The sequence below is a fragment of the Ruania alba genome, assembly GCF_900105765.1.
Classification (GTDB): Bacteria; Actinomycetota; Actinomycetes; order Actinomycetales; family Beutenbergiaceae; genus Ruania; species Ruania alba.
Genome location: NZ_FNTX01000001.1, coordinates 143,730 through 169,786 on the forward strand (window position 1 = coordinate 143,730; position 26,057 = coordinate 169,786).

Consider the following 26,057-nt stretch of genomic DNA (forward strand, 5'->3'; position numbering starts at 1 on the left):
TACTCAAGGTATGACCGCTACGACGATCAAGGTCGACTCGGAGCTACGCGACCGGCTGAACGCCCAAGCAGCCGCCCAGGGCCTCACCCTCGGGCAACATCTGGCCGCCCTGGCAGTGGGATGTGATCAGCGGCGACGGCCCTCAGCGTCGACCGCAGGGAACTGACGAACTGCGCGCCCGAAAGTAGCCCTCAGGAGGCGCTGCGGTCCTCGTTTCGCGTGCGGGCGATCCCCGGCAAGGTGAGCTGGTCGGACAGGTGGCACGCGGCGCTGCGGGACTCACCCGCTGGGCGCAGCTCGGGATGAACCGTGGCGCACGGGGTCTCCGTCATGTACGCGCACCTGGTGTGGAACGAGCATCCGGCCGGTGGGTTCATCGGGTCCGGTAGCTCGTCCGATCCCGCTTCGGCGCGCTCGGGACGAGCGCTCGGGTCCGGGATCGGGACCGCGTGCAGGAGTGCCTGGGTGTAGGGGTGCTGCGGGGACCGGTACAGCGCGTCCGTGGGCCCCTCTTCGATGATCCGCCCGAGGTACATCACCGCGACCCGGTCACTGACGTGCTCGACCACGGACAGGTCGTGCGAGATGAACAGGTAGGTGAGCCCGAACTCCTCCTGCAGGTCGCTGAGCAGGTTCAGGATCTGCGCCCGTACGGAGACGTCCAGTGCCGAGACGGGCTCGTCGGCCACTACCAGGCGTGGTCGGGTGATCAGGGCGCGGGCGATGTTCAGGCGCTGGCGTTCCCCACCGGAGAACGCGTGCGGGTATCGCGGCATGTACTCCGGGCGGATACCCACACGCCGCAGCATCTGGGCTACTCGGTCGCTCAGCGTGCTCCCGCTGGCCAGGCCGTTGGCCTTGAGCGGTTCTCCGACGATCTGCTCCACGGTCATGCGCGGGTTCAGTGACGAGAACGGGTCCTGGAAGATCACCCGCACCTGGGTGCGGTAGCGGCGCAGCGCGGCGCCTTGCAGCTGCGCGAGATCGACCTGGGTGCCGTCCTCCTTGCGGAAGAGGATCTCCCCGGAGGAGGCGTCGACGAGTCTGGCGATGCTGCGCCCGAGGGTGGTCTTGCCGCACCCGGACTCGCCCACCAGACCCAAGGTCTCCCCGGGACGGATGGTCAGGTCCACCCCATCGACGGCGTGCACGGTCCCCTTCCGCCGTCGGAACATGCCACCCGAGACGGCGTAGTGCTTGGTGAGATCCTTCACCTCGAGCAAGGGGGCGTCGTCGGTCGGGCCGGTGCGCTCCACGGCAGCGATGGGTTCGCGTACCGTCGGTGCGGGCAGGGGTACCGCGCGCTCGTCGGAGGAGCTGTACAGGTGGCAGTACGCCTGGTGGCCGTCGGCGAACGCGGTCTCCGGCGGTGCATCGACGTCGCACACGCCCGGCATCGCGAAATCGCACCGGGTGCGGAACGGGCAGCCGCTCGGCCGGTTCTGCGGGTGCGGCACCATGCCGCGGATGGCGGTCAACGGCCGGCGTGCCGCCGTCTCGTCCATCGTGGGCAGAGACTCGAGCAACGCCCGCGTGTAGGGATGCTTCGGCTCGGTGAAGATCTGCTCGACGGTGCCGTGCTCGACGGCACGGCCCAGGTACATCACCGTGACGTCGTCGGCGATCTCGGCCACCACGCCCAGGTCGTGGGTGATGAACATCATCGCCATCCCGGTGTCGCGCTGGAGCCCCTTGAGCAGGTCCAGGATCCGGGCCTGGGTGGTCACGTCGAGGGCAGTGGTCGGTTCGTCGGCGATGAGGAGGGCCGGGTCGCAGCTCAGCGCGATCGCGATCATCACGCGCTGGCACATCCCACCGGAGAGCTGGAAGGGGTAGGCGTCGAATCGTCCCTCGGCCTGCGGGATCCCCACCCGCTCCAGCAGCTCCACACCGATCCGGCGTGCCTCGGCCGGATCGACCTCCCGGTGCAGCCGGATCGCCTCGCTCAGCTGCGCCCCCACGGTGTACATCGGGGAGAGAGAGGCCATCGGTTCCTGGAAGACCATGCCGATGTCGTTGCCGCGGATCGCACGCATCTGCTCCCCGTCGGTCTCCAGCCCCGTGAGCTCGACCGGATCCTCGCCGGGCTTCGCCCAGTGAACCGCGCCGCTGACGATGCGGCCGGGGGAGTCGACCAGCTGCAGTACGGACCGAGCCGTGATCGACTTGCCGCACCCGGACTCGCCCACCACGCACAGCGTCCGGCCGGGGCGCACGCTCAGGCTGACACCGTCGACCGCCCGGACCTCGCCGTCGGCGGTGTCGAAGTGGGTGTGCAGGTCAGCGATCTCCAGCAACGGCGTTGGGCTGGCATCGGTCCGGGGGCTGGTGTCGGCGAGAGTGTCGTTCATGGTGCTCTCCTGTCGTTCGTCTGAGACCACCGGTGAGGTGGGACGCGCGGGACGGGCGCGTCAGTTCTTGTAGGGGTCGGCGGCGTCGCGGAGGCCGTCACCGAAGAAGTTCATGGCGAGCACCGTGATCACCACGGCAACACCAGGCAGCAGGATCCACGGGGCAGTGGAGACAGCCCGGATGTTCTGGGCTTCCTGCAGCAGGACCCCCCAGCTCACCGTGGGCGGCTGCAGCCCGAGCCCGATGAACGAGAGCGCGGTCTCGGCCAGGATGATGGTCGGGATGGACAGCGAGAGGTTCGCGATGATGTGACTGGTGAACGAGGGCAGCATGTGCCGGAACATCACCCGGCTCTGGCTGGCGCCGTCGGCGATCGCGGCGGAGACGTACTCCTCGTTGCGGACGGCGAAGAACTTCCCTCGCACCTCCCGGGCCATCCCCACCCAACCGACCAGGGAGATCACCACGGTCAGCGCGAGATAGCGGTGCACCGGGCTCCAGGACGAGGGCACGGCGGCGAAGAGTGCCATCCACAGCGGGATCGTGGGGATCGCGATGATGAACTCGATGAGTCGCTGGATCGCCGTGTCCACCTTGCCGCCGAGATAGCCGGAGATCCCTCCGAGCAGGATGCCGAGGAACAGCGAGAGCAGGACCCCGATGAGTCCCACGGACATCGAGATCGTGGTGCCGTGGATGATGCGGGAGAGCAGGTCTCGCCCGTTCGCGTCGGCGCCCAGGAGGTACATGGGTGTGCCCTCGTAGTCCGTGGGGCCGATCAGGTGCCTGTCCCAGGGGATGAAGCCGAGGATCTCGTACTCGGCGCCCTGGACGAACAGTCCGATCGGCACCACCTGCTCGGTGTCCACCTCGAACGTCAGCGCGAGAGTGTCCGGGTCCTGCTCGAAGGTGTAGCCGTTCACATGCGGCCGGAACGAGCCCTCGTGGAACAGGTGGATCGACTGGGGCGGGGCGTAGGTGTACTCGTTGTTGTGCGCACTCGCCGGATAGGGCGCCAGGAACGGGGCGAGGATCGCGATGGCATAGATCGCCACGGAGATGATGCCGCAGACGAGGGCCACACGGTGCTTCTTGAAGCTCCACCACACCAGCTGGGACTGTGAGGCGAGTGCGACCGAGTCCCGGACGCCGTCTTCGTCGCCGGACAGCTGCGCCGACTCCAACGGGTCCTTGCCTCTGGGGCTGAGTCCAGATCCGGACTTCTGAGCGGATGTATCAGTCATCGGTGGGTCCCTCCTCTCAGTACCGGAGCCGGACCCGGGGGTCCAACCAGGCGAGTGCAAGATCGGAGATCAGCGTGCCGAGAATCACGAGCAAGGCGCTGATCAGCAGGACGGAGCCTGCGAGGTACATGTCCTGCGCGAGCAGGGCATCGAGGAGCAGTGGCCCCGTGGTGCTGAGGTTCAGGACCTGTGAGGTGATCGCATCGGCGGCGATCAGACCAGGAAGGATCCAGCCGATGGTGGAGAAGAATGGGTTCATCGCCACCCGCACCGGGTACTTGATGGTCAGCAGGCCCTTCTTCATTCCCCTGGCCCTGGCTGCGGTGACGTAGGGCTTGCGCAGCTCGTCCAGGAGGTTCGCACGCAGGACCCGGATGTTCGCCGCCGTCCCCGCCGTCCCCCAGATCACCACGGGGATCCAGATGTGGGAGAGGAAGTCACCGAACTTCGCCAGGCTCCACGGCACGTCCCGGTACTCCGGCGAGAACAGACCGCCCACGCTCGTTCCGAAGTACGTGAGACTGAGCCACATCAGTACGAGCGCGATGAGGAAGTTCGGCACCGCCAGACCGAGATAGCCGAAGAAGGTGAACGTGTAGTCCCCGGCCGAGTACTGGCGCATCGCCGAGTAGACCCCGATCGGGAACGACACGGCCCAGATGAACAGCAGCGTGACGACCGAGAGCAGGATCGTCAGCGGAAGCCGTTCCGCGAGCAAGGCGCTCACGGAACGCCCGTAGACGAAGGAGTCGCCGAAGTCACCGCGTGCCACGATGTTGGAGATCCACGTCCAGTACTGCACGTAGATCGGCTGATCGAGGCCGTATCGTGCCGTCAACCGGTCGAGCTCCTGCGCGCTCAGGGACCCGTCCCCCTCGGCGGCGAGCTGAGCCACTCTGGTAGTCAGGTAGTCACCTGGTGGCAGCTGGATCACGATGAAGGTGACCAGGGAGATCGCCGCCAGCGTCGGGATCAGGATCAGCAGGCGGCGGGCGATGTAGCGGAGCACCTGTGCTCACCTCCTCGTCTCGCGGGTGTCGGGGCGTACGTCATCGAGCGCCCATCACTCCGAGAAGAACCATGACGGCGGATCGATGTGCCCCGGGGTCATGTGCAACCACGAGTCCGGGAAGGACTCGGCAACGTTCTGCAGGTTGTTCTTGACTACCGCGTAGCCCGGAGTGGGGAGCGCGATCCCGAGCACGTAGAACTGCTCCTTCGCGATCTGCAGGATCTCGCGGAACAGTTCCTGCTGCGCCTCCGGGTCCGGCTCCAGGGGAATCTGCCGGGCCAGCTCCATCTGGCGCTTGGTCTCCTCCGGGGGCTCCACGGCGTTCTCGCCGTCGCCCCGTGTGGTGTAGTACTCCGCCCATTGCATGGCGAAGTTCGACTCGCCGCCCGAGGGGAACCACCAGCGCTGCTCGAGCATCTCGATCTTGAGGCCACCGTCTCCGGCCCAGACGTTGGCGTCATGCTCGTTCGCTGCGGCGCCCTTGCGATCGTAGAAGAGGCTGCGTTCGATCGGGTTCACCTGCATGTCCACACCGACGGCGGCCCATGACTGGCTGACCAGGTCGGCCGCTGGTGCCCACTCCGGGAAGGTGTTCGTCACGTCGAGGCTGAACCGCAGGCGTTCACCGTTCGGCCGGAGCCGGAAGCCGTCGGTGTCCTTCTCAGTCAGTCCCGCCGCATCCAGGTGGCTGTTGGCCAGATCGACGTCGAACTCGGTGTACTGCTTGGCGAACTCCTCGTCGTAGAACGGCGAGTCCGGGTGCGGGGCCGCCTGCCAGGGCTCGCCCTGGCGCTGGTAGACGGTGTCGATGATGTCCTGCCGGTCGATGGCGTGGGAGAGGCCGACGCGGAAGTCCTTGTTGCGGAAGATCTCGGCGAGCTCTTCGTCCTGGTGGTTCATGTTCAACGCGATGATCATGCGGTTCATCGAGGTGGGCTGAACGTCCACGAAGCGAAAGTCACCGGTCTCGCGTGCCTCGGCCAGCACGGGCTTGTTCGCATCGCTGTTGAAGTGACGGGAGTGGAAGTCGAGCTCGCCGTTGACCGCCTTCAGGAGCATCACCTCTTCCTCCTGAATCACCTCGAACTCGAGCCGATCGATGTAGGGCAGCTGTGCGCCGCCGGAGTCGACCTTCCAGTAGTAGGGGTTGCGCTCGGCGACCGTGACGTTCCCCTCGTTCAGGGGATTGGTGATGATCCACGGGGTGAGGACCGGCCGCTCGGGGTTGTTCCACCAGTCGCGCCGGTCGACCCAGTAGTCGACCCAGTTGCCGAAGCCGGCCTCCTCGGCGATGTCCTCGGCGTCCGGGTTCTGGCTCGGGAGGAACTGCTCCATGTAGTGCTTGGGGAAGAGGAGCAGGTTCGCTGAGACGACGTTCGCCACCCGGGAGATCTCCTCGATGAAGTCCCCCTTCGGCTGGGCGAAGGTCAGCTTCACCGCGAACTCGTCGACCTGTTCTGCTTCACAGGGTGCGTCCCCTGACATGAGGAGCCCAGGCGGGGTCGCGTACAGATCGGCGTCGTAGAAGACGTCGTTGATGGCGAACATGATGTCCTCAGACGTCACGGGCTCGCCGTCGGACCACTTCATCCCTTCGCGCATCTGCAGGGTGAACTCGGTCGCCGTGTCGTTCACGGTGACCTCCCGCAGTGCTCCGGGCAGGCCGAACTCATCGAGGTTCGGGTCGTAGCGCAGCAGCGGCTCGTGCCCGATCACCCGCTCCAGCCAGGGGGAGTCGCCCTGGTCGGCGACGGCACCGTGGTAGACGCCGCCGTAGACGCCGAGCGCCGCTGACTCGATGACGAGGCGATCTGCCTCGGCCGGGAGTCGTTCCTCCAGCGGGGGGAGGTCGCCGGCGTCGACGAGCTCGGTGAGCTCGGGTGCCTCGAGGGGGCGGTTCGGATCCGGGGCGGCCTGGTCGTCGGTCGTGCCGCCACCGTCGTCGGCCTCGCAGGCGGTGAGCGACAGGGTCGCCAGGGCAGCCATGCCTCCGCCTGCCTGCAAGAGGTGGCGGCGAGAGATTCGCGGCGCGCGTCCGGGGCTGGTGTGTTGCATCGTGGTCCTCCTCGACCGAACTGACGGTGTGACAGCTGCTGCAGCGGGAGGGAGGTATGGCACGTCTGTGACGGCACGCCTGCACCGCGCTTCTTGGAGATCTGAGCCCGTCATCGGCGATGGCTCAGATCTCGCTATCCGCGGGTCCCTCTCGCGGTCGTCAGGCTAGCCAGCGAGCCACGCTCGATCGAGAAAATGGACAAAAGCGATCAGCGGGTCCGTTTGGGGCCTGTTTGGGGCGTTTGCTACTGCCCGTGGTGGACCGAACCGCCGCACGACTCGCGAATCGTCAGTCGGGGAAGGAGTTGCACATGACGCGGGGGGTTGGGCTCGTCGGCCCCGTCCAGGCGCCCCATCAGCATCCGGAGTGCCTCTCGTCCCAGCTCCAGGCGTGGCGGGGTGACCGCGGTCAGCGGTACCGCAGCATGGGCGACCAGGACGTCGTCGTAGGAGATCACGGCGAGATCCTCAGGGATCCGTAGTCCGCGAAGCTGCGCGATCTCGGCGATCTGGATTGCGTGGTGGTCCGAATGGGCGAGAACCGCGTGGACGTCCGCAGCGAGGCATGCGTCCAGGAGCACCTCGGCCGCCTCGGAGACCTCCTGCATATTGTTCACGTCGGAGGGCAGGTCGGTGATGGGAACTGTGTCGAGGCCCAGTTGTTCGATGGCCTTCAGATAGCCGGCTCGGATCCATGGCGCCGTCGGCGTCCACATATCGACGGCGAGAGCGACCTTGGAGTGCCCGAGCTCGGCGAAGTGGTCGACGGCGAGCATCGCCCCGTAGGAGTGATCGGTTCTGATGCTGTCGATCTCGCGCGCCTCCCGGGTGGCGTCGTTGTGCCGTTCGAGCAGAACGACAGGTACGGGCAGGGACGCGAGCCACGGCGCGGTTTCCTCCGGCGACTGCAGATGGCTCGTCGTGAGAACCAGGCCCTTGACACCCAGGGAGAGGAGCCGATCGACGCGGCTGTGCACTGCTTCGGTGCTGTATCCGGCCACCCCCAGGACGATCCTGGCGTGCATGGGCGCCGCGACGGACTCCATCCCCTGGAGAACCTCGGGATAGTAGAACGTTCGGGACGGAACGACCGCACCGATCAGAGTTCTGGCGGCGCCAGGGCGCCCGGCTGTGTTCCCGGTCGAGAGCGCTCCCCCGTGCACCCGCTCCAGCTGTCCTTGGTCGGCGAGCTCAGCGATGTCGCGGCGCACCGTGACTGCGGAGACTCCCATCGATTCGGCGACCTCAGCGGCGCGGACGCTGCCATGCAGCGCCAACTGGCGAAGGAGGAACTCCTGGCGTGCGTGCGGCAGCATCGTCAACTCCGGGGTGAAGGCACGGTATTGACGCATCGTGACGCACCGCGTTCGCTTTTGTCCATTTGATCGACATTCGCCGGACGACAGATCCAGGATAGGTGCCCAGGATCTGGAGCCAAGGACGGAGTGGATCAGTGGGTCAACCTCGAGCGGTGTTTGCCATGCAATCGGAGGAGCTACGGGACGCCCTGTTCGCCCCGGACACCATCGCACGCCTCGAACAGATCGTCGACCTTGATCGCCGCGTGGTTGATGACGATGGCGATGCCCGCTCGCGTGCGGCGCTGGCTGAGGCCGAGATTCTCATCACCAGCTGGGGAGCCCCTCGGATCGATGCCGCTTTCCTCAAGCAGATGCCGCGACTGCGGGCGGTCATTCACAGTGCAGGCACGGTGAAGCACTGGGCAGGGCCGGAGCTCTGGGAACAGGGGATCGTCGTCTCGAGTGCTGCCACGGCGAACGCGCAGCCCGTGGCCGAGTACACCCTCGCCATGATTCTCCTCGCCGGCAAGCGGGTGCTGTGGCCCGAGGCGCCATCGATCGGCGCGGCGCTGGCCGCGGGCTGGCATCCGTTGCAGGACGCGGGGAATTTCGGACGGACGGTGGGCATCGTCGGCGCCTCCCGCACTGGCCGGCTGGTGATGGACCTGCTGACGGGGTTCGACGTGAACATCGTCGTGTACGACCCGTACCTGTCCGACGAGGACGTGGCCGCGTGGGGGACGCGCACCTCGTCCTTGGAAGCGCTCGCCGAGCAGGTGGATGTACTCTCCGTGCACGCGCCGGCGCTCCCGTCGACTCGCCACATGGTGAACGCGCAGGTGCTGTCCCTGATGCAGGACGGCGCCGTCCTGATCAACACGGCGCGGGGATCACTGGTAGACCACGAAGCCCTGGTGGCCGAGCTGGACCGACGGCCGTTGTACGCCGTACTGGACGTCACCGCCCCCGAACCCCTCCCCAGCGATCACCCGCTACGCTCCCATCCTCAGGTGCTCCTCACCCCACACATCGCGGGGTCCGTGGGCAACGAGCTGCGGCGCCTCGGTGAGTACGCCGTCTGTGAGGTGGAGCGCCTGGTGGCAGGCTCGGAGCTGCTGAACCAGATCCGGTGGAGCGACCTGCCGACGTCGGCGTGACGGTGCCCTCACGGCATTGAGAGCGCGACGACCTCGCCCCCGGTGAGGAGGAACGCGCGCTCGTCGTCAGCGGCCAGTGCCATGGCAGGCTGCGGCCATGTGGCGCCCGCCAGTGGGTGTCTGCCCGCCACGGAGGCGTGCTCCGGGTCCAGCAGCACCACGTCGAAAGCGACATCACCGTCCTGGAGTGCATCGAGGTCGGACGCTCGGAGCCCGTGGGCGACCAGGGCACTGCCGGCCCACGTGCATGGACAACTGATCGACCGGTACGTGGTGCGAGACTCCTGCGCCTGGCTCCCCTCCGCGGCACGTGTGCGGATGGTTGCGTAGCCCCATGGGTCGCCGTTCTTGACGTCTGACGGCCGGTCCGCGCTGATGGTGCTGATGACGGCGTCGTCGGTGACGCCGATCGGAGTCTCGTCCACCTCCCAGCGCCACAGCCACGGCTCGTCGATACTGTCGGCGACACCGCCGAGCATGATCGTGGGGGCGTCCTCCGACGCCCGTGCGTCGGCATCGAGATACATCAGTGTCCGTTCGAACGCGAGGGGAAGGCTCGGTGTGTAGGGCGCCGCGCTGAGCGTCGGCATCCGCTCCCCCGAGGCAGGTTCCACCATTCCCGGTTCCGGGTAAGCGGATCCGTTCTCACCGAACCACCAGATGATCGCTCGTTCGCTGACCGCCAGCTCGTGGAACGTGGGTGAGGTGCCGGCGGAAGACGGCTCGGCGAGAGTGGACCGCCATCGCTGGTGTCCGTCCGGGGCGAGGCGTGCGAGCCACCGCTCGCCCCGCCCTGTCCCTCCTGCGACGATCAGGTCCCCGCCCAAGGGCCCGGCCAGCTGGGCGCCGGGCACCCGGGTGCTGGTCGAGGAGCCGGTGGAGTCGATGAGGGTGATCGTGCCGTCGTCGGCACCGCGTCCAGAAGGTACACAGACAAGTCGGACGCCGTCGGAGGAGCAATGCGGCTCGGCCAGCGGCACCTGCCACAGGACAGCGCCGACGTGCGGGGAGCGGGCCACGACTGCGTTGCGTTCAGCGGTGACCACGGCTCCGCCGACGAGCCAGAGGCCCGCGTGGTTGCCCGCGTCGATACGGGCCGACCACTCCTGCCGTGCTTCGCGCCCCGGTGCGTCACCGCCCGGGGAGGTGATCACCCCGGCCACCAGCAGCACGACGGCGACCATCGCCCAGGGCCATGGGCCTGACCAGGCCTGGGGTCGCCGTCGTGGGGGTTCACGCTCCGGGGCTACGTCGCTTTCTCCGAGCGCGAACTCGTCGTGCGCCATCTGTTCATCATGCCCTGGTGGCACGGACCGGTCTCTTTGGTGCGCTCAACGGACGCGTCGGCGCGTCATGACGGCGCCGGGATGGATCAGGTTACTGAGCCGTCAGCGCCACGACCTCCCCGCCGGTGAGAACGAAGACGGCCTCGCCGTGGCTCGCCAGGCGAGTCGTGTCGTTGCCCCATTCGGTGACGAGCGGGTGACGCCACGTGGGCGAAGCCGTTTCGCGATTGAACAGCACCAAGTCGACGGTGCCCTGGCCTTCGTCGAGCGCAGCCCGGTCAGCCACACGTATTCCCCGTGCCACCAGGCCATCAGGGGTGGCTGTGCAGGGGCAGGTGACGTCCAGGTACGGGGAGTCCGACTCTGCCAGAGTCTGGCCTGAGCGGAGATCGCGGAAGCGGACGGCGGCCGGATGCAGCGGACCGTCCTGATCGGGCGGTTCGTCGCCAGCGCCGTGCAAGCTCTCGCTCAGCAGCGTCGTAACGACGGTATCGCCGTCGATGGCGAGGGGTGCTTCCCGCTCGTCCCAGCGCCAGAGCCAAGGTTCGTCCACTCCGGGCGCCACCCCACCCTGCAGAAGAACGATCGAGCTCGTGGGATCCCGCTCGTCACTTTCCAGCACATGCCGCTCCCGTACGTGGGCGTCCGGATCGGACGACGATGCTCTGGCGGGAGGGAAAACATGGAACGGCTCTCCGTCATCGGGATCAATGGCCTGGAAGATCGGCCAGATGAAGTCACCGTCTGTGAAGCGCCAGAGGACGCGTTCGTCGGTCGCGTGCAGGTGACCGAAAGCCAACGTCTCCGGAGCCTCGAGGTGGCCCTCGAGATCTGTGTGCCACACCGCCTCGCCGTGCGGATCCAGCCGCTCCACCCACGGTGCCGCCATCTCACCCCCGGCGACCACGAGATCCGCACCGAGCGGCGTGGCCACCTGGACGCCCGGGATCTGCTGATCGTGGGTGCTCCCGTCGGCATCGATCTCGGTGATCACGGCGTCTGTGCCATCGGTGGTCACGCACGCCAGGCGCAGCCCGTCCGAGGAACACAGCGGATCGTCCAGCGGCACCGTCCAACGCTCCGCCCCGTCCTCCGGGGTGCGCGCCACGACACGCTCGGCCTCGACGATCGTCACGAGTCCGTCCATGACCCAGACGCTCGGGCTGGACCCGGAGGCGACGTCCACCGCCCAGGTGACCTCCGCCGTCGCGATCGGGCGCATACCACCGGGAGAGGACACCACCCCGGCCACGAGGAGCACGACGGCGACCATCGCCCATGGCCATGGACGTGACCAGGTCCGGGGTCGCCGTCGGGAAGGGCGAGCAGCAGGTGCGCTCGCGGCATCTCCTGCGCCGAGCGTGAACTCATCCGCGGCCCCGGTCACGACAGGTCCCACCCGATGACGCCTGTCTCGCCCAGAACGTACAGGCGCTCGCCGTCGCTGGTGACGTCGAGGATGACGTCCCCTGGTGTGAGCGTCCAGCGGGTGCCGCCGGTGGGGATGTCGAGTGCGATCAACTCGGAGGAGTCGGAGTAGAGGAACGTCTCCGGCCCGAGCAGGGGTGGGTCGAACGTGAGGATTTCTGGGCCAGTGCGCCACAGTTCGTCGCCCGTCGCGGGATCCTCGGCGATGAGCACACTGGGGCCGTGCTCCCGCTGGGTGAGGAATCCGAGGGTTGCGTCCGGGAGGAAGGCGACCGGTCGCCAGCGATTCAATTCCTTCTCGTCGATGGCCCGGATCAGACCTGGGTCCTGCGCCGTGACCGACCAGGAGACCCAGCCGTCGAGCGTCAGCGCCGGGTGATCTCGTCGGTGCAGCCAGATCGCATCCTGGTCGCTCGAGCGCCACAGTCCGTCGCGGAGCTGCGCCGGTGAGATCCCGGCGTCGGGCACGGACAGCGTGCGCCCGGTATCGGCGTCGAGGACAGGACCTGGCGCTGACTGGCCGATGAGTGTCATCAGGACCATGCCGTCGAGCACCTCGGGCCCGGCGCCGAGCGTCAGGCGGAAGGCGACGTCTCTCGACCACACGAGCTCTCCGCTCACCGTCACACGGCGGACATCCTGAGCCGTGACCGCAACGATGTCGTTGTCGACGCTCGCGGCGGCGGCAACTCCCGGAATCTCGTACGGTCGCGCCCACCCGGACTGCGGGTCGATGATCTGGACGGTGTCGGGACCGTTCGTGCAGGTGAGATCCACACCGTCGGACGTGCAGGTGGGTTCCTCGGCATCGAGGCGCCAGATTTCGTCGCCACTGGCCGAGTCGATGCCGGTGACACCATCAGGGGCGCGAGTGACCACCACCCCCGAGAACACCCAGAACGCGTCGGCGGAGACCGGCGCCTCCCAGGCCAGGGAGGGTTCGTCGTGCAGGGCGGGGACGTAGCCCCACGGGTCGACCACCGGTCCCTGCTGAGGAGCCGCCAGCGTGCCAGCGACGACGAGGATGACGGCGAGCACGGCCCACGGCCAGGGACCCGACCAGGCGACGTCGCGTCGTCGGGCGGGCGCTCGTGCGGAGACGCCCGCGTCGTCACGGGCGACGGCGAACTCCTCAAGAGGCACCATCAGCCGCCCACCGTCCAGGCCTGGATCCCCGCATTGCTCAGCAGATAGAGCCGGGTGCCGTCGCTGGTGACTTCCCGATGATCGCCCGGAATGCGCCAGAGCTCGTCACCGGTCTCGGCGTGGACTCCGATGTAGCCCAACTCCCGGGATTGTCCGTCGAACGAGATCAGCTGGTACGCCACCGCACCGTCGCCGACGAGCATGTCGGGCCCGAAGCCGAGGCCACCGGTCTGATCGCTGCGCCACAGCACAGCACCGCTGGAGTCCAGGCCCACCATCTGCGGCGACTCGCCGAGAGCGACCCCCAGATGCACATCACCCACCACGGCGGTGACATGGACGTCGTCGTCACCACCCTGTGGCGGCTCGCTCAGGACAGACGGATCGGTCATCGTCGTGAACGTGAACGGCCACTCGGAGACCATCGGCTCGTCTTTGCCGCGGAGCAGAAACTCTGTCGTCGGCCCGGAGGTGAAGGCCCATACCCCGTCCCGGACCGGTACCGGATAGCCACCCGGGGACTCGACCGGTGCGCCCGTCTCGGGGTCCAGGGCGGCGAGCCCGGAGAATCCGCTGCCGAACCCGCCGGTGTCAGCCCGGAGCATCACGACCATCCCGCCGGCAATGTCAGGTCCGGCGAGCCACGCCTGCGGCGCTTGCGCGTCTTCCTCCGCTGCCCAGAGGATCGTCCCGTCCGGGGCGATCCTGCGTATCCCCGACTCCGTCAGTGCGATGAGGTCCCCACCGAACTGAGTGGCCCCGATGATCCCGTCCACTGTCTGCTCGCGCGCCGTGCCGCTGCGCGGATCGATCGCGAGGACGGTGCTGTCGTCGATCACGCAGGTCAGTTCGGTACCGGACGACGTGCAACGGGGGAGCGTGGCCGAGACCGACCACCGCTGGACGCCGGTCCTGCTGTCCAGGCCGATCACCTCCTGACCGGCGGCGACGGCGAGTACACCCCGGAACGCCCACATCTGCTGGATCTCGGTGTGCTCCAACTCCCACGCGAGGACCGGCGGCGTGCTCAGGTCCGGGACCCGACCCCACGGGTCCACCACGGGGCCCGGCCGCGGTGCGGTGACCGCGCCGGCCAGCACGAGGAGGACGGCTAATCCCGCCCAGGGCCACGGGCCGGTCAGGTGGGAACCGGTGCGTCGTCGCGGTGGCCGTGTGGGCGGTTCGGCAGCAGTGCCCGACGGCGGAACGTCGCCGCCGATGATGAACTCGTCTTCTGCCCTCCCCATCAGGCCATCATGCTCTCCATCGCGGATCAGGTGTCCGTATAGGCGGTGAGCGTGCCGTCGGAGAGGACGTACACCTGGTCCGAGCCGGCAGCGAGACCGTCCGGGACAGCAGCGATCGGAAGGGTCCACCGGTGCGCGCCGGTGTCGAGGTCGATGCCGAGGAGGGCTTGGGGAACGAGGGGTGACGAGGGCGGGTCAGCATCGCGGTCGAGGCGCGTATCGATCGCGACAAACAAGCCTTCATGCACGATGCACGGGCACCCGACGTGGGACTCCCGCGGGAGTGCCCATTGAGGGTCCCCGGTGCGGACCTCGATCCGCTCGACACGGGTGATGGGTCGCTCTGGTGTCCATCGGTTCGGATCGACAATGGTCGCGATGAGGTCCTCGCCGAGCGTCGCCAGCGGCTGGCCGTGCATCTCTAGGAGCGGCTCGCCACCAGCCGCGGTGTAGATCTCGCTGCCCGCAATGACGGCGTCCGGGTACCCGGGGACCGTCAGTTCCGGTCCCGTCATCGGCAGGATCATGGGCTGGAACCGCTCGTCGACCTCGTCCCCACCGCCGAATCCCGAGGTCCCGCCTGCCGTACGGACGACCGCGTGCCGCTGCACCCCTGTCTCCGCGTCGGCAGCGATCGCGGTGGAGACCCATCCGTGCGGATCCGTCCCGCTGAACGCCGTGGCCACCCCCTGGCTCAGCGTCATGCCCTGCCATCGGCCCGTGTCCACGGGATATTCGAGATCAACCTGCCAGAGCGGCCCATCCCTGTCGTCGGCAGGGTAGCGCCCCAACCACAGCAGCCCGTCGGGTGAGGCTGTGCCACCGACGATCAGATCGTCGTCGATGGCATGGGCGACATCGGCACCGGGGAACGGTCGATCGGCGCTGATCTCACCCTCGGTGGTGAGGGTGGCGATCGCGGCTTCCGCCCCCTCGCCATACACACAGGTCAGCTCACCGCCCGACTCGGTGCAGGCCGGGTCGTCCAACGGCACGGTCCACGAACGCGCACCCGCGGCATCGAACGCAGTCACCCCGTCGACCTCGCTGATCACGACCTGCCCGCCCATCGCCCACACGTCGGGTGCCCGACCCGGCTGCACGTCCGCGTTCCACACCATCGGCGGTGGGTCCGGTTCCGGACGATCACCACGTGGGGAGACCAGCGCACCGGCCACCACCAGCACGGCTGCCGCGGTGACCCATGGCCAGGGCGAGCGGCGCCACTCACCGGGGCTGCGCCGTCGTGATCGCTCCGCATCCGGACGGTCGTGGCCTGCAGGCTCGGCGTCCCCGCCGTCGAGCGAGAACTCCTCGATCGGCCCGCGCACCTAGCTCACCGGATCCGGGTAGGCGGTCACGGTCGATCCGACCAGCACGAAGAACGTCGACTCGTCCGCCGTCATCGCCCGCAGCTCCGGGGAGACATCGACATGCCCATGCGACTGCCCGGACTCCCGGTCGTACCAGGCAAGCGCCAGGGCCTCGGTGCTCAGGTCTGCCGTCATGCCGCCCTGCGGTTCCCCGGTGACCAGCAGGAGGGAACTGTCAGAAGCCGCGCACGGGCAGACAGCGGCACGAGCGCTCGGCAGCGACTGCGACCACTGAACCGCGCCGCTGATCGCATCGTAGGCACGGAGCTCGTTCTCGTTCGAGGAACTGTCGTCGGCGGTGTAGACGGTGGACCCGACGGCGGCGACGGGACGCCCCTCGAACTGCATGATCGTGCTGCCACCGACACCGTCCAGCACGGCGCCGAGGGTGACGACGGCGCCCGGGTACTCGGGCAGGCCGAACCGCTCCAGGGAGAGCCAGACAGGGGTCTGTGGCCCGGCCGCATTCGCGACGTCGAGATCGTCCACGTCCATCACCAGGAGCATCCCGCCCGGGGAAGGGAAGGCCATCGTCGCCGGATCTCCGGTCTCCAGGTTCACGCTGGTCAGCGACCAGGAGCGCGCGGATGCGCTCCGGGACGCCGACGCATCCGCCACCACGATCCCGTCCCGCGCGGCCACGGCCTGCCACCTGTTGGTGCCGAAGCCCTCGCTGGTGTGTTCCCAGAGCGGGTCGCCCTCGGCCTCGACCCGGCGGAGCCATCGGCCGTCGTCGCTCTGCCCGCCCAGCACCAGACCGGTGTCGGTCGCCGCAGCCACCTGCGCACCCGGGATCGTCATCGACTGAGCGGAACCGTCTGCCTCGACGGTCGTCACGGTTGCCTCTGGACCCTGGCCGTGCACGCAGATGAGAGCCAGCCGGTCCTCGGTGCAGGTGGGATCACGCATCGGCAGGGCCCACTCCTCGGTCCCGTCCGCAGGGTCGAGGGCGACCAGCGCATCGGCCGTGGTCGCCATGACCACACCGTCCACGGCCCACACCCCGGGTGTCGATCCCGTCTCCAGGTCGATCGTCCACGCAGTTGCGGGAGCCGTCTCGCCCCGTGGTGAGGACACCACTCCGGCCATCACCAGCATCACGGCCACCGTGACCCACGGCCCAGGGGAGCGGAGCCACCTGCGCATGCCCCGCCGTCGGGCGCCCACAACGGGCCGGTCCACTCCGCTGCCACCCTCCAGCGCGAACTCCACGACCTGCCCTGTCCCCATCACTCCATCATCACCCCGAAGCGGGTGATCCCCCGCCGGTTCGGTCCACCGGGACCGGAACTGGCGAGGGATCGCCGAGCAGGGTTTGTCAGAGGTAGGGCTGGACGAGACGGGAGTAGCGCTCGGCCATGGTGGCCACCGTCTCAGCGCCGGGGGCGTCCCAGATCTCCTGGTTGAAGATCTCGACCTCTACATCGCCGGCATAGCCGGCCTCGTGCACCCAGCGGGTGATCGTGGGGAAGTCGATGTAGCCGTCGCCCATGAAGCCGCGGGAGAGCAGCGGGTCGGCCGCCAGCGGCAGAATCCAGTCGCATACCTGGTAGGAGGCGATCCGGCCCTCGCGGCCGGCGCGGGCGATCTGCTCGCGCAGTGTCGGATCCCACCACACGTGATAGGTGTCCACCACCACGCCCACCTGCTCCGGCGGGAACTCCGCCGCCAGGTCCAGGCACTGGCCCAGGGTGGAGAGCACCGCGCGGTCGGCGGCGAAGATCGGGTGCAGCGGTTCCAGCACCAGCCGCACCCCGTGCTCGGCCGCGAACGGGGCGAGCTCGGCGATCCGATTCGCCACCCGGGTGCGGGCGGCCACGATGTCCTTGTCGCCATCGGGCAGCGCCGGGCCACCGGGAGTGGTGGCTGCGGGCAGCCCGCCGACCACCATGACCAGCTCGGACGTACCGAGCGTGGCGGCCTCGACGATCGCCACCCGGTTGTCCCCGAGCGCCTCGGACTGACCGGACTCGTCGGCAGCGGTGAGGAACCCGCCGCGGCACAGCGAGGAGACTCGCAGGCCCGCGTCTGCCACGATTGTCGCCGCGTTCTCCAGGCCCGCCTCGGCCACCCGGTCCCGCCACAGCCCGACGGCGCCCAGCCCGGCCTCGGCGGCCACGTCGACCGCCTCGGCGAGGGTCAGGGCCTTCGTCGTGGCCGTGTTCAGGGAGAGGCGAGACAGGTCGGTCACGGTTGCTGCGCCGTCGGGGGTTGCGGCGTTCACAGGGAGATCTGCTCGAGCTCGACGCGCTTGCCCTCCGCGGACGAGGCAAGCCCGGCCTCGGCCAGCTGCACGCCGCGCGCGGCGGAAAGCAGGTCGTAGCGGTGCTCACGCCCGGCGAGCACGTCGCGCAGGAACTCCTCCCACTGGGCCTTGAACCCGTTGTCCAGGTCGCCGTTAGCGGGCACTTCCATCCACTGGTCGCGGAAGGACTCGGTGACCGGTAGGTCCGGGTTCCAGACGGGCTTGGGCGTGTGGGCGCGCTGCTGGGCGACGCACTTGTTCAGGCCCGCGACGGCGGAACCGTGGGTGCCGTCCACCTGGAACTCGACGAGCTCGTCGCGGTAGACGCGTACCGCCCAGGAGGAGTTGATCTGGGCGACGATATCCTCCCCACCCGGGCCGGCGATCTCGAAGATGCCGTAGGCGGCGTCGTCGGCGGTGGCGGCGTACTCGGCGCCCTTCTCGTCCCAGCGGGTGGGGATGTGGGTGATGGTCTTCGCGGTGACCGACTTGACCGAGCCGAGGATGCCCTCGAGCACGTAGTTCCAGTGGCAGAACATGTCGGTGGTCATGCCGCCGCCGTCCTCGGAGCGGTAGTTCCAGCTCGGGCGCTGCGCGGCCTGGTGCTCGCCCTCGAACACCCAGTAGCCGAACTCCCCGCGCAGGGAGAGGATGCGGCCGAAGAAGCCCTCGTCCACCAGACGGCGGAGCTTGACCAGGCCTGGCAGGTACAGCTTGTCGTGGACGACTCCGGCGGTGACGCCGGTCTCGGCGCGCAGGCGTGCCAGCTCGATGGCCTCGTCCAGGGTCTCGGCGGTCGGCTTCTCGGTGAAGATGTGCTTGCCGGCCTTCATCGCCTTGGTCAGGGTGGCCGGACGCAGGCTGGTCATCGAGGCGTCGAAGACGATGTCGGTGCGCTCGTCGGTGACGATGGCGTCCAGGTCGGTGGTGTACTCGGCGATGTTGTGCTCGGCGGCGATCTCGGCGAGGGCGTTCTCACGGCGGCCGACCAGGATCGGCTCGACCTGGACCTTGGTGCCGTCGGCGAGCGTGATCCCGCCCTGGTCGCGGATCGGCAGGATCGACCGGAGCAGGTGCTGGCGATAGCCCATCCGGCCGGTGATGCCGTTCATCGCGATGCGCAGGGTGCGGGTGCTCATGGGTGCTCCTGAAGGATCGGGGTGCGGGGCTGCGGTCTTGGCATGGGTCGAAACCCAAGCGGAATGCGCTTTCCGAAGCATACGGGTGGCTGGCGGAGCGGTCAACCCGTTTCGCTCCCTGTGTGGGGTGCATTGGCGTCGTGACTGCGGTGACGGCGACGGCAATGCACCCCACACAAGGAGCCTGGTGCTGTGGATGGCCACGTTGTCCACAGAGTGCTCCCGTGGCCCGGTGCGATCCCGGTCCGCCCCGATCTACTGATCGCATGCAACTCACTCCCGGCGAACGGTCGATCCTGGTGCAGGCACGGCGCCAAGGCGGACTGTTGGGCGTGGACCAGTGCTACGAGGAGGGTTTCACCGAGGGACGGGTGCGATCGCTGGTCAAGCACCGGGTCTGGAGTCGGGCGGCACGCGGCGTGGTCGACACGGGCGTGGTGCGGCCGATCCGTCCGCTCGACGCGGGTCGGGAGCGCACCGCATGGCTCGGCCTGCTCAGTGGTGGGCCGACCGCCGTGAGCGTGGGTCTGTGTGCTCTTGCTCTGCACGGCATCGAAGGACTGCCCGTTGAACTGGTCCCCGAGGTGGTCCTGCCCGGCGGCCGGAACAATCGGGGATCGAACATTCGGATCCGGAGGTATCGGCGCGCGTTCGGCACGATCCGGATCGAGGGGAGGGCCGTGGCGGACATGCCATACGCACTGGCCCAGGCGCTTCCCGCCGGGGACCGTGTGCGCGGGGTCAGTCTCATTGACTCCGCGCTCCACCTTCGCCGGCTGACTCCTCCCGGGCTGGAGATTGTGGCGGATCAGTTGCGGGAACGTCGTGGAGGGCGTCGGTGCCTGCGGTGGCTGGATCTGGCGGATGCCCGTGCCGAGTCGGCGCTCGAGTCGCGGGCACGCATGCTTGCCGCCGATGAAGGGCTCCCCGCTACGGATCTCCAGGTGGTGATCCGCGATGCGTGCGGCCAGTTCATTGCCCGTGGGGATCTCGGTTGGCGCAGGAAGGACGGCACGTGGGTCCTGGCCGAGATCGGCGGCCGCGGGGTCCACTCCGCGCCCACGGCGACCGACGGCGGCAGAATGCGCTGATGCTCACTGGCGGCTGCGTCGTTCTGCGATTCACCCATCGCGACCTCGATGACGGCACCTTCCTGGGGACTCTCGGCCGGGCTCTCGCTGGATGAGGGGTGCACAAGCGTCGTGAATCAGGGATCCGACGACGCCGAACGCACCCCTCATTGGTGCGGTGGTTGCGTTGAATGTGCAGACACCGGGGCCTCTCACGGTGCATGCTGAGCGCATCACATCCCCCATGAACGGAGTACGTCGATGGCCGACTTCCTGGACAACCTGAAGAACAAGGCAACTGAAACCTTGGGCGAGGCGCGTGAGCGTGCGTCGGGCCTTGCTGAGCAGGCGGGTGATGCGTTCGAGGGGGCCAAGGACAAGGCCAGCGACCTCGTCGAGGATGTGAAGGAGAAGGCCGGCGACGCCTTCGACGGCAACTCGACAGACACCGGCGATGCTCCGTCAGCGGGCCGGCAGGACGACGCCTGAGGGCACCAGAGCCTTGCTCTGATGGCGAACGGGGCCCGACGCGCCTAGAGTTCCTGCACCGAGAACAGGAGAGAGGAACTCGCAACGATGCGTACTCGACCTTTGGCCGCCGGAGTGATCGGGCTGGCCGTGATCGCTGCCACCGCAGCACCCGCTTCAGCTATCAGATACGGCGACGCCGACGCGGGTGACCACCCGAACGTCGGGCTGATGATCGCCTACACCGAAGATGATGCCGGCGTGCTGCAGCCACTGTGGCGCTGCTCCGGAACGATGATGGACGCCGACACCTATCTCACCGCCGGGCACTGCACCTTCGGTGCGGACGCCGTCGCGATCTGGTTCGATGACGACCTCCAGGGCGAGGAACGCCCGGACATCGTCGACCTGGATGCTGCGGACGCCACCGGGACCCCGCACTCCCATCCGGAGTACGACGACGCGCAGTTCTTCCTGCACGATGTGGGCGTGGTCGAGCTCGATGAGCCCGTCGCCTTCGATTCCTACGGCCAACTTCCCGAGCAGGGCTACTGGGACGACCAGCTCGCGATGCAGAAGCAGCACCGGGACTCCTTCGACGTGGTCGGCTACGGCCTCCAGCGCAGCCTCCCGGATCAGGGCGGTGCGACCGAACTCACCGAGGCCGAGTGGATCAAACTGCGGGCCACCGTCGACCTCATCCGGGACGACCGGATGTTCGGTCAGCAGGGCGCGGGCAACTCCGTGACCCTCACCAATAACGCCAATACCGGTGGCACCTGCTCCGGCGACTCCGGCGGGCCGACGTTCATCGCCGACACCGACGTCGTCGTGGGTGTGACCTCCTACGGGGTGAACGCCACCTGCACCGGGATCGGCGGCGCCTACCGGATCGACCAGCCGGACGACCTGGAGTGGCTGAGCCAGTTCATCGATTGATCCGCGTGCGCTCGGCGGGCGGTGCCATGACGGTGGCGCCCGCCGGGCGCAGCGTCAGACTGGCGGCGTGGAGTCGCGCAGCACGACCTCTGTGCCCAGCCGTTCCAGTACCGGTTCACCAGGAGCGGCGGAGAGCGCCATCGCGGTGGCGCTGCGCCCGGCCTCGAGGAGTGGGACTGCCACGGTGGACAATCCTGGTGTCACGTCCCGCAGGGTGACGATGTCGTCGAACCCAGCGATGCCGACATCCACGCCCACGCGGAGCCCGGCGTCCCGGGTCGCTGCCATCGCACCCATGGCCATCACGTCGTTGACGGCGAACACTGCCACGCGGCTCGCCGCACCTTCCGGTCTGGTTCGGTCGAGCAGTTCGGACATCGCCTGATACCCGCCGTCGCGGGTGAAGGTCGACTCCACCACGCGTTCGGTGGGCACGGTGACGCCCAACTCGGTGAGCGCCGTCAGGAACCCGTCGCTGCGTTCCCGTGCGGTCAGGTGCGCGCGGGGGCCGGAGAGGACGGCGAAGTCGCGGTAGCCGATGCCGTGCAGGGCCGTGGCGAGCTCGGCGGCACCACCGGAGTTGTCGATCACCACGGTGGGGACATCCAGGATCGGCTGCCCGATCTGTGCCACGGTGCCGCCACGGCCCCGGTACACCGAGAGTGCCTCGCGCAGCCGGGAGTTCACGGCCTCGTCGTCCTGGCGTCCACCGGCGATCACGATCGCTCGCGCGCGCTGGCTCTGCAGCACGTCCACGAAAGCGAGCTCCTTCGCCGGCTGGTGGCCGGTGCTGGCCAAGGTCACCATCAACCCTTCAGCCTCCGCCGCGGCCGTCACGCCGGCGGCGATCGAGGAGAAGTAGGGATCGGCGATGTCGTGCACGATCAGCCCGAGCGTGGACGTGCGTCCGCGTGCCATCGCCTGGGCGTTGGCATCGGGGGAGTAGCCCAGGCGAGCGGCCGCAGCGAGTACCCGCTCGTGCAGCTCGGGGCGGACGGTGCGGTTGGCGCTGCCATTGATCGCACGGGACGCCGTCGCCAAGGAGACGCCCGCTTCGCGGGCCACGTCACTGAGGGTCACGGAGGGCATGCGCTCATGGTAAGCGCTCTCAGGATGCTCGCGGAGGCGAGTATGTGTGGGGCACCCGCCCCGAAGTCGTCGGAGCGGGCGACCCATGTGGCTCGTGACAGACGCCCCCGGGTATCAGCCCGCACCGGCGGTGTGCCTGGGCGTGGGAGTGTCGGTCGGGGTAGCCGTCGATTGGCTCCCAGGGCCCGTGTGGATCTCCAGATGACTCGTTCCTGGTTCACCACTCGAGACGCTCACGTTCTTGAACGTGCTGTCCGAGGTGGTGTAGAGCCCGACGCCGCCGGCGCGCACTAAGGTGTCGCGTGCCTCGGCAATCTGTTCACCGTTGACGGACAGGGTCAGCCGGTCCCCATGGATCGTCGCCCGGAGGTCAACCGGCTCGTCGATCAGCGGGACGCCGGGATCTCCCTCTGCGAGCGTGACCGGTCCTGCCTGGTGTGCCTCACGGCGGATCGAGGCGTACTGGGTGTCACCGGAGGTCCTGCCGACATGAAAGCGGTAACCATACGCGTCAGAGGAGTCCCGCAGCGAGATGCCTACCTCACCGACATCGTGGAGCGTGACCGTCGCCTCCACGACGTAGTTGCACTGGTCGGAGAAACGCGCCGGTAGTGTCGACGCCGCCAGGACGTGCGCACGATTGGTGTCGGTATCCCTGAGGCGCAACTGCTCGTCACCGACGATCGCTTCTCCTGCGATCACCTGCCAGTGGTCCTGATCGAGAGCCTCGGTGATGGTGATGGTCTCGAAGGTGGCGGCGCGGCCGTCGGTGTACGCGGCTGCCCCTCCGGTCGGCAGGCGTTGGTCGGTGGCAGAGATCGTGGTCTCACCGAGCGTGGCGGCCAGGTGGCTACCGACAGCGGACAGTGTCAGGGTGTGCGGGTCGTCGGCGTTGATGTCCAGCTCGGCTTCGGCCAGCACCTCACTCTCACCGTCGTCGACCTTCACGATCTGCAGTGTGGCGCCATCCGATGTGCTGAGGACGTGAGCGCGGTAGTGGTTCCGTGAGTCGTGATAGCGAGCCGCGAGCCCGGTGCGGGCGGTGGTCCCCTCACGATCGCCAGGTTTCACGTCCGCGGTGATGATCGCGGCATCGGGAACGTCCTGCTCGACGGCGAACGCCTCGAGGTCTGCGCTCGAGGTCTGGGCCAGCGACGTCCCGCTCTCGCCACCGAACTCCCAGGTGCCCTGGACCGGCATCCAGCTGTCGAACGTCACGCCATCATCGACGCCGTAGGCGACGCTGTCGAGGTCCGCGCTGTTGAACGATTCCTCCAGCACCACCTGCGGTTCGAAGTCTTCCTCGACGGCCACCGTCACCAGGTCACCCGTCCTGGTGAACTCCGCCGGCTCGCCGTTGATCAGTACCTGTTCCGCAGCGCCGACAGCGATCTGCAGCGTTCCGGTGAAGGGGTCGGAGAGGGAGACCGCGGCGGTGTCGCCCTCGAGTCGCACGCTGAGGTCGGAGACCATGCCGGAGGCGTCGACGACAGTTTCGCCGTCGTCGCTCAGTGTGGACCCCGCGGTCAGCGCATAGCGGGTGAGCGCGCCGTCATTGTCACGCTCCAGGTAGGCGGTCTCGCCGTTGGTGGCGGCTTCGCCGAACGACCGCACCGACGGCGTCTCCTCGCGGGAGAGGTAGAAGCGACCCGTGGCTTTCTCGAGGTCGATCTCCAGAGCCGTGGCAACAGCATGCTCCACTCCCGGCATCTCGATCCGGTTCGCCCTCACCGAGGGCGCCGGTCCAGCCTCCCCGGGCACGACCACGGTGTCCAGCCCGGTCGACCCGCCGATCGTCCAGTCGTAGGAGAGGAAGTCGAGATCGGTCAGCACCTCCGTGCCCACGCGGACGACGCCGTCCTGGTGGACGATGGGAGCGACCTCGACATCGGCAGGCGACACCGGCACCAACCGAACCCCAGCGACGGGCTCGGTCCCGGGCACAGTGTCGAAACCGACCGTGGCGATATTCGTCTCCGGGTCCGCCGAGACCGGATCGCCCGGGAAGTGCCACAGCTGCCGGTAGTCATGCGTCTCGGTGTCGCCAGTCAGGGCGTCGGAGACGACCCAGAAGCCCGGCTTGACGAAGTAGACGACGCGATCATGGATGACCGGCCGGTAGCCGTGCGCCTCACCCCGGTATACATCGAGGCCCTCGTTCGAACGCCACAGCTGCGAAGCGCGCGTGATGCCGGCCTCCTGCGGCTCGCCGTCGACCTCGATGGTGTTGTGCGCCTCCGTGGTGCGGCGCAGCCAGTCGTTGACCGGGTTCGACCTGTAGTCCCTGGACGCGGGGTCGACGATCAGTGGGCGACCGTAGGCAGCCATCACCAGGCTGAGGTCATCCGGGTGCCGGTGCGAGTAGATGTAGGAGCTCTCCTGGTTGTTGATGAGCATGTACCGGGCATCGGCATCCCAGCCGGAACGCTGCACGGCGAAACTGACCGGGTAGATCGTCGAACCCAACGCCGGAACGCTCCCCTCACTCCGATCTGAGGCGAGCCACGTCAGATCGGACCACGAGTTGCGCTCCCCGGACGTCCGGATGGCGCGTATCCCGGCGTCCGGGTTTCCTCCATCACCGACCATCGCCTGCTCATGATTCGGCATGCGCGTGGCGAACAATGAATCCGCGATCCAGTCTGAAGCCTGTACCAGGGAAGGAGGCAAGGCTCGCCCATTGAGCGCTGCCAGGTCGATCACCACGTTGTACAGATCTGCCACATAGGCCTGATAGACAAACGTCGGCTCATGGTAGACACCATCGCTCTTCATGTACCCGAGGAACCATTCCAGAGAGCGCACCGCCAACGGTTCCCATACATGTGACCTGGCGAACTCAGGAAAGTAGACAGCAGACATATAGATGGCGCGGGCAATCGACAGATACCAATTGTTCCCCGCGTGTACCGGCAGCGCCTCCACCAGGCGTTCGGTGGTCGCATGCACGCCCTGAATGTAGGCGAACAGATCGCTCGCCTCAATGGACGGGTCGGTGTGGAACGCGTCGAATCCCGCGACCAGCTGGGCCATGCGCTTCGCCGCCGACAGGTTGCGGTTCGTCGGCCACTGTTGAACTTCCTCGAAGAAGTCCAGTGAGATCTCCATCCACGCCTCGGCATAGGCAGCACGATTCTGCGGATCGCTCTCACGCTGATAGGCGTGACGCAACATCGGCATAAAGCTGAAGTCGGTCATCAGCACCTGTCCGCCACCCGGGACTTCCTCTGTGCCACCCCAGGTGTCATACCAGTCGATGTCGACGCGCTGCTCGTCCTCGTTGCAGAAGTCACGAACTTCGCCACGGTATCGAAAGATCCCGTTCAGAATATCGTCAGCCGTGGATTCCCCGACAGATCCGCCGATCGAGGGCAGCTCAATGGTGGAGCGCGCCACGTAGAAATCCCTAATCTCCTCGACAACGCCCTCGTCATCGCCCGCCGCAACCCTGTCCGCAACTGCAGCGAGCTCCGGACGCGTGAAGTCAAACATCTCCTCAATCTCCG

General features: G+C 67.9%; 20 protein-coding genes. 5 read left to right on the forward strand and 15 right to left on the reverse strand.

From position 1 onward, the window contains the following. Nucleotides 1-10: 10 nt before the first annotated feature. Nucleotides 11-166, forward strand: coding sequence for a hypothetical protein (locus BLU77_RS21920; protein WP_175476884.1), 156 nt, complete (start codon nt 11-13; stop codon nt 164-166). Between the two features lie 25 nt (nt 167-191). Here the strand turns inward: BLU77_RS21920 and BLU77_RS00595 are convergent, their stop codons facing one another. The 5 genes from BLU77_RS00595 to BLU77_RS00615 form a co-directional block, all read right to left on the reverse strand. Beyond that, complete coding sequence (locus BLU77_RS00595) at nt 192-2,351, reverse strand: ABC transporter ATP-binding protein (RefSeq protein WP_089771225.1); 2,160 nt, start codon at nt 2,349-2,351, stop codon at nt 192-194. 60 nt (nt 2,352-2,411) lie between these two features. After that, nucleotides 2,412-3,596, reverse strand: coding sequence for an ABC transporter permease (locus BLU77_RS00600; RefSeq protein ID WP_089771226.1), 1,185 nt, complete (start codon nt 3,594-3,596; stop codon nt 2,412-2,414). 16 nt (nt 3,597-3,612) lie between these two features. Beyond that, on the reverse strand, nt 3,613-4,605 hold the full coding sequence (locus BLU77_RS00605) for an ABC transporter permease (protein ID WP_089771227.1): 993 nt from the start codon (nt 4,603-4,605) through the stop codon (nt 3,613-3,615). Nucleotides 4,606-4,659: 54 nt separating this feature from the next. Next, entirely contained in the window at nt 4,660-6,663 is a 2,004-nt protein-coding gene (locus BLU77_RS00610) for an ABC transporter substrate-binding protein (RefSeq protein ID WP_175476885.1), read from the reverse strand. Between the two features lie 245 nt (nt 6,664-6,908). After that, entirely contained in the window at nt 6,909-8,015 is a 1,107-nt protein-coding gene (locus BLU77_RS00615) for a LacI family DNA-binding transcriptional regulator (protein ID WP_245708604.1), read from the reverse strand. A 128-nt stretch (nt 8,016-8,143) separates the two neighbouring features. On the opposite strand from BLU77_RS00615, the gene BLU77_RS00620 reads away from it, so the two are divergent. Then, nucleotides 8,144-9,121, forward strand: a complete 978-nt coding sequence (locus BLU77_RS00620; protein WP_089771229.1) for a hydroxyacid dehydrogenase — start codon at nt 8,144-8,146, stop codon at nt 9,119-9,121. Nucleotides 9,122-9,129: 8 nt separating this feature from the next. Here BLU77_RS00620 and BLU77_RS00625 read toward each other — a convergent pair whose 3' ends face one another. The 8 genes from BLU77_RS00625 to BLU77_RS00660 form a co-directional block, all read right to left on the reverse strand. Then, entirely contained in the window at nt 9,130-10,407 is a 1,278-nt protein-coding gene (locus BLU77_RS00625; protein WP_089771230.1) for a PQQ-binding-like beta-propeller repeat protein, read from the reverse strand. Between the two features lie 91 nt (nt 10,408-10,498). Next, the gene (locus tag BLU77_RS00630) at nt 10,499-11,680 is read right to left on the reverse strand and encodes an outer membrane protein assembly factor BamB family protein (protein WP_089771231.1); all 1,182 of its coding nucleotides are present in this window, start codon (nt 11,678-11,680) and stop codon (nt 10,499-10,501) included. Between the two features lie 110 nt (nt 11,681-11,790). After that, nucleotides 11,791-12,981, reverse strand: coding sequence for an outer membrane protein assembly factor BamB family protein (locus BLU77_RS00635; RefSeq protein WP_089771232.1), 1,191 nt, complete (start codon nt 12,979-12,981; stop codon nt 11,791-11,793). Beyond that, entirely contained in the window at nt 12,981-14,228 is a 1,248-nt protein-coding gene (locus BLU77_RS00640; RefSeq protein ID WP_089771233.1) for a PQQ-binding-like beta-propeller repeat protein, read from the reverse strand. Before BLU77_RS00640 ends, BLU77_RS00635 begins: the two co-directional genes overlap by 1 nt. Before the next feature lie 26 nt (nt 14,229-14,254). After that, complete coding sequence (locus BLU77_RS00645) at nt 14,255-15,559, reverse strand: hypothetical protein (protein ID WP_089771234.1); 1,305 nt, start codon at nt 15,557-15,559, stop codon at nt 14,255-14,257. Then, a complete protein-coding gene (locus BLU77_RS00650; protein ID WP_089771235.1) occupies nt 15,560-16,831 on the reverse strand; it encodes an outer membrane protein assembly factor BamB family protein in 1,272 nt (423 codons plus the stop codon). An 88-nt stretch (nt 16,832-16,919) separates the two neighbouring features. Continuing rightward, complete coding sequence (locus tag BLU77_RS00655) at nt 16,920-17,792, reverse strand: sugar phosphate isomerase/epimerase family protein (protein WP_089772881.1); 873 nt, start codon at nt 17,790-17,792, stop codon at nt 16,920-16,922. Nucleotides 17,793-17,821: 29 nt separating this feature from the next. Continuing rightward, complete coding sequence (locus BLU77_RS00660; protein ID WP_089771236.1) at nt 17,822-18,985, reverse strand: Gfo/Idh/MocA family protein; 1,164 nt, start codon at nt 18,983-18,985, stop codon at nt 17,822-17,824. A gap of 266 nt (nt 18,986-19,251) precedes the next feature. Between BLU77_RS00660 and BLU77_RS00665 the strand changes: the two genes are divergently transcribed. The 3 genes from BLU77_RS00665 to BLU77_RS00675 all read left to right on the forward strand — a co-directional run bounded on the left by BLU77_RS00665 (nt 19,252) and on the right by BLU77_RS00675 (nt 21,462). Further along, nucleotides 19,252-20,076 (forward strand): hypothetical protein, encoded by an 825-nt coding sequence (locus tag BLU77_RS00665; RefSeq protein WP_089771237.1) that lies wholly within the window; start codon nt 19,252-19,254, stop codon nt 20,074-20,076. Between the two features lie 240 nt (nt 20,077-20,316). Continuing rightward, nucleotides 20,317-20,544: a hypothetical protein gene (locus BLU77_RS00670; protein WP_089771238.1), complete on the forward strand. Its 228-nt coding sequence runs from the start codon at nt 20,317-20,319 to the stop codon at nt 20,542-20,544. A gap of 87 nt (nt 20,545-20,631) precedes the next feature. Continuing rightward, on the forward strand, nt 20,632-21,462 hold the full coding sequence (locus BLU77_RS00675) for a S1 family peptidase (RefSeq protein ID WP_089771239.1): 831 nt from the start codon (nt 20,632-20,634) through the stop codon (nt 21,460-21,462). Between the two features lie 54 nt (nt 21,463-21,516). Here the strand turns inward: BLU77_RS00675 and BLU77_RS00680 are convergent, their stop codons facing one another. Continuing rightward, nucleotides 21,517-22,551, reverse strand: a complete 1,035-nt coding sequence (locus BLU77_RS00680; protein ID WP_089771240.1) for a LacI family DNA-binding transcriptional regulator — start codon at nt 22,549-22,551, stop codon at nt 21,517-21,519. A gap of 114 nt (nt 22,552-22,665) precedes the next feature. Continuing rightward, complete coding sequence (locus tag BLU77_RS00685) at nt 22,666-26,043, reverse strand: alginate lyase family protein (protein ID WP_175476886.1); 3,378 nt, start codon at nt 26,041-26,043, stop codon at nt 22,666-22,668. Nucleotides 26,044-26,057: the final 14 nt, after the last annotated feature.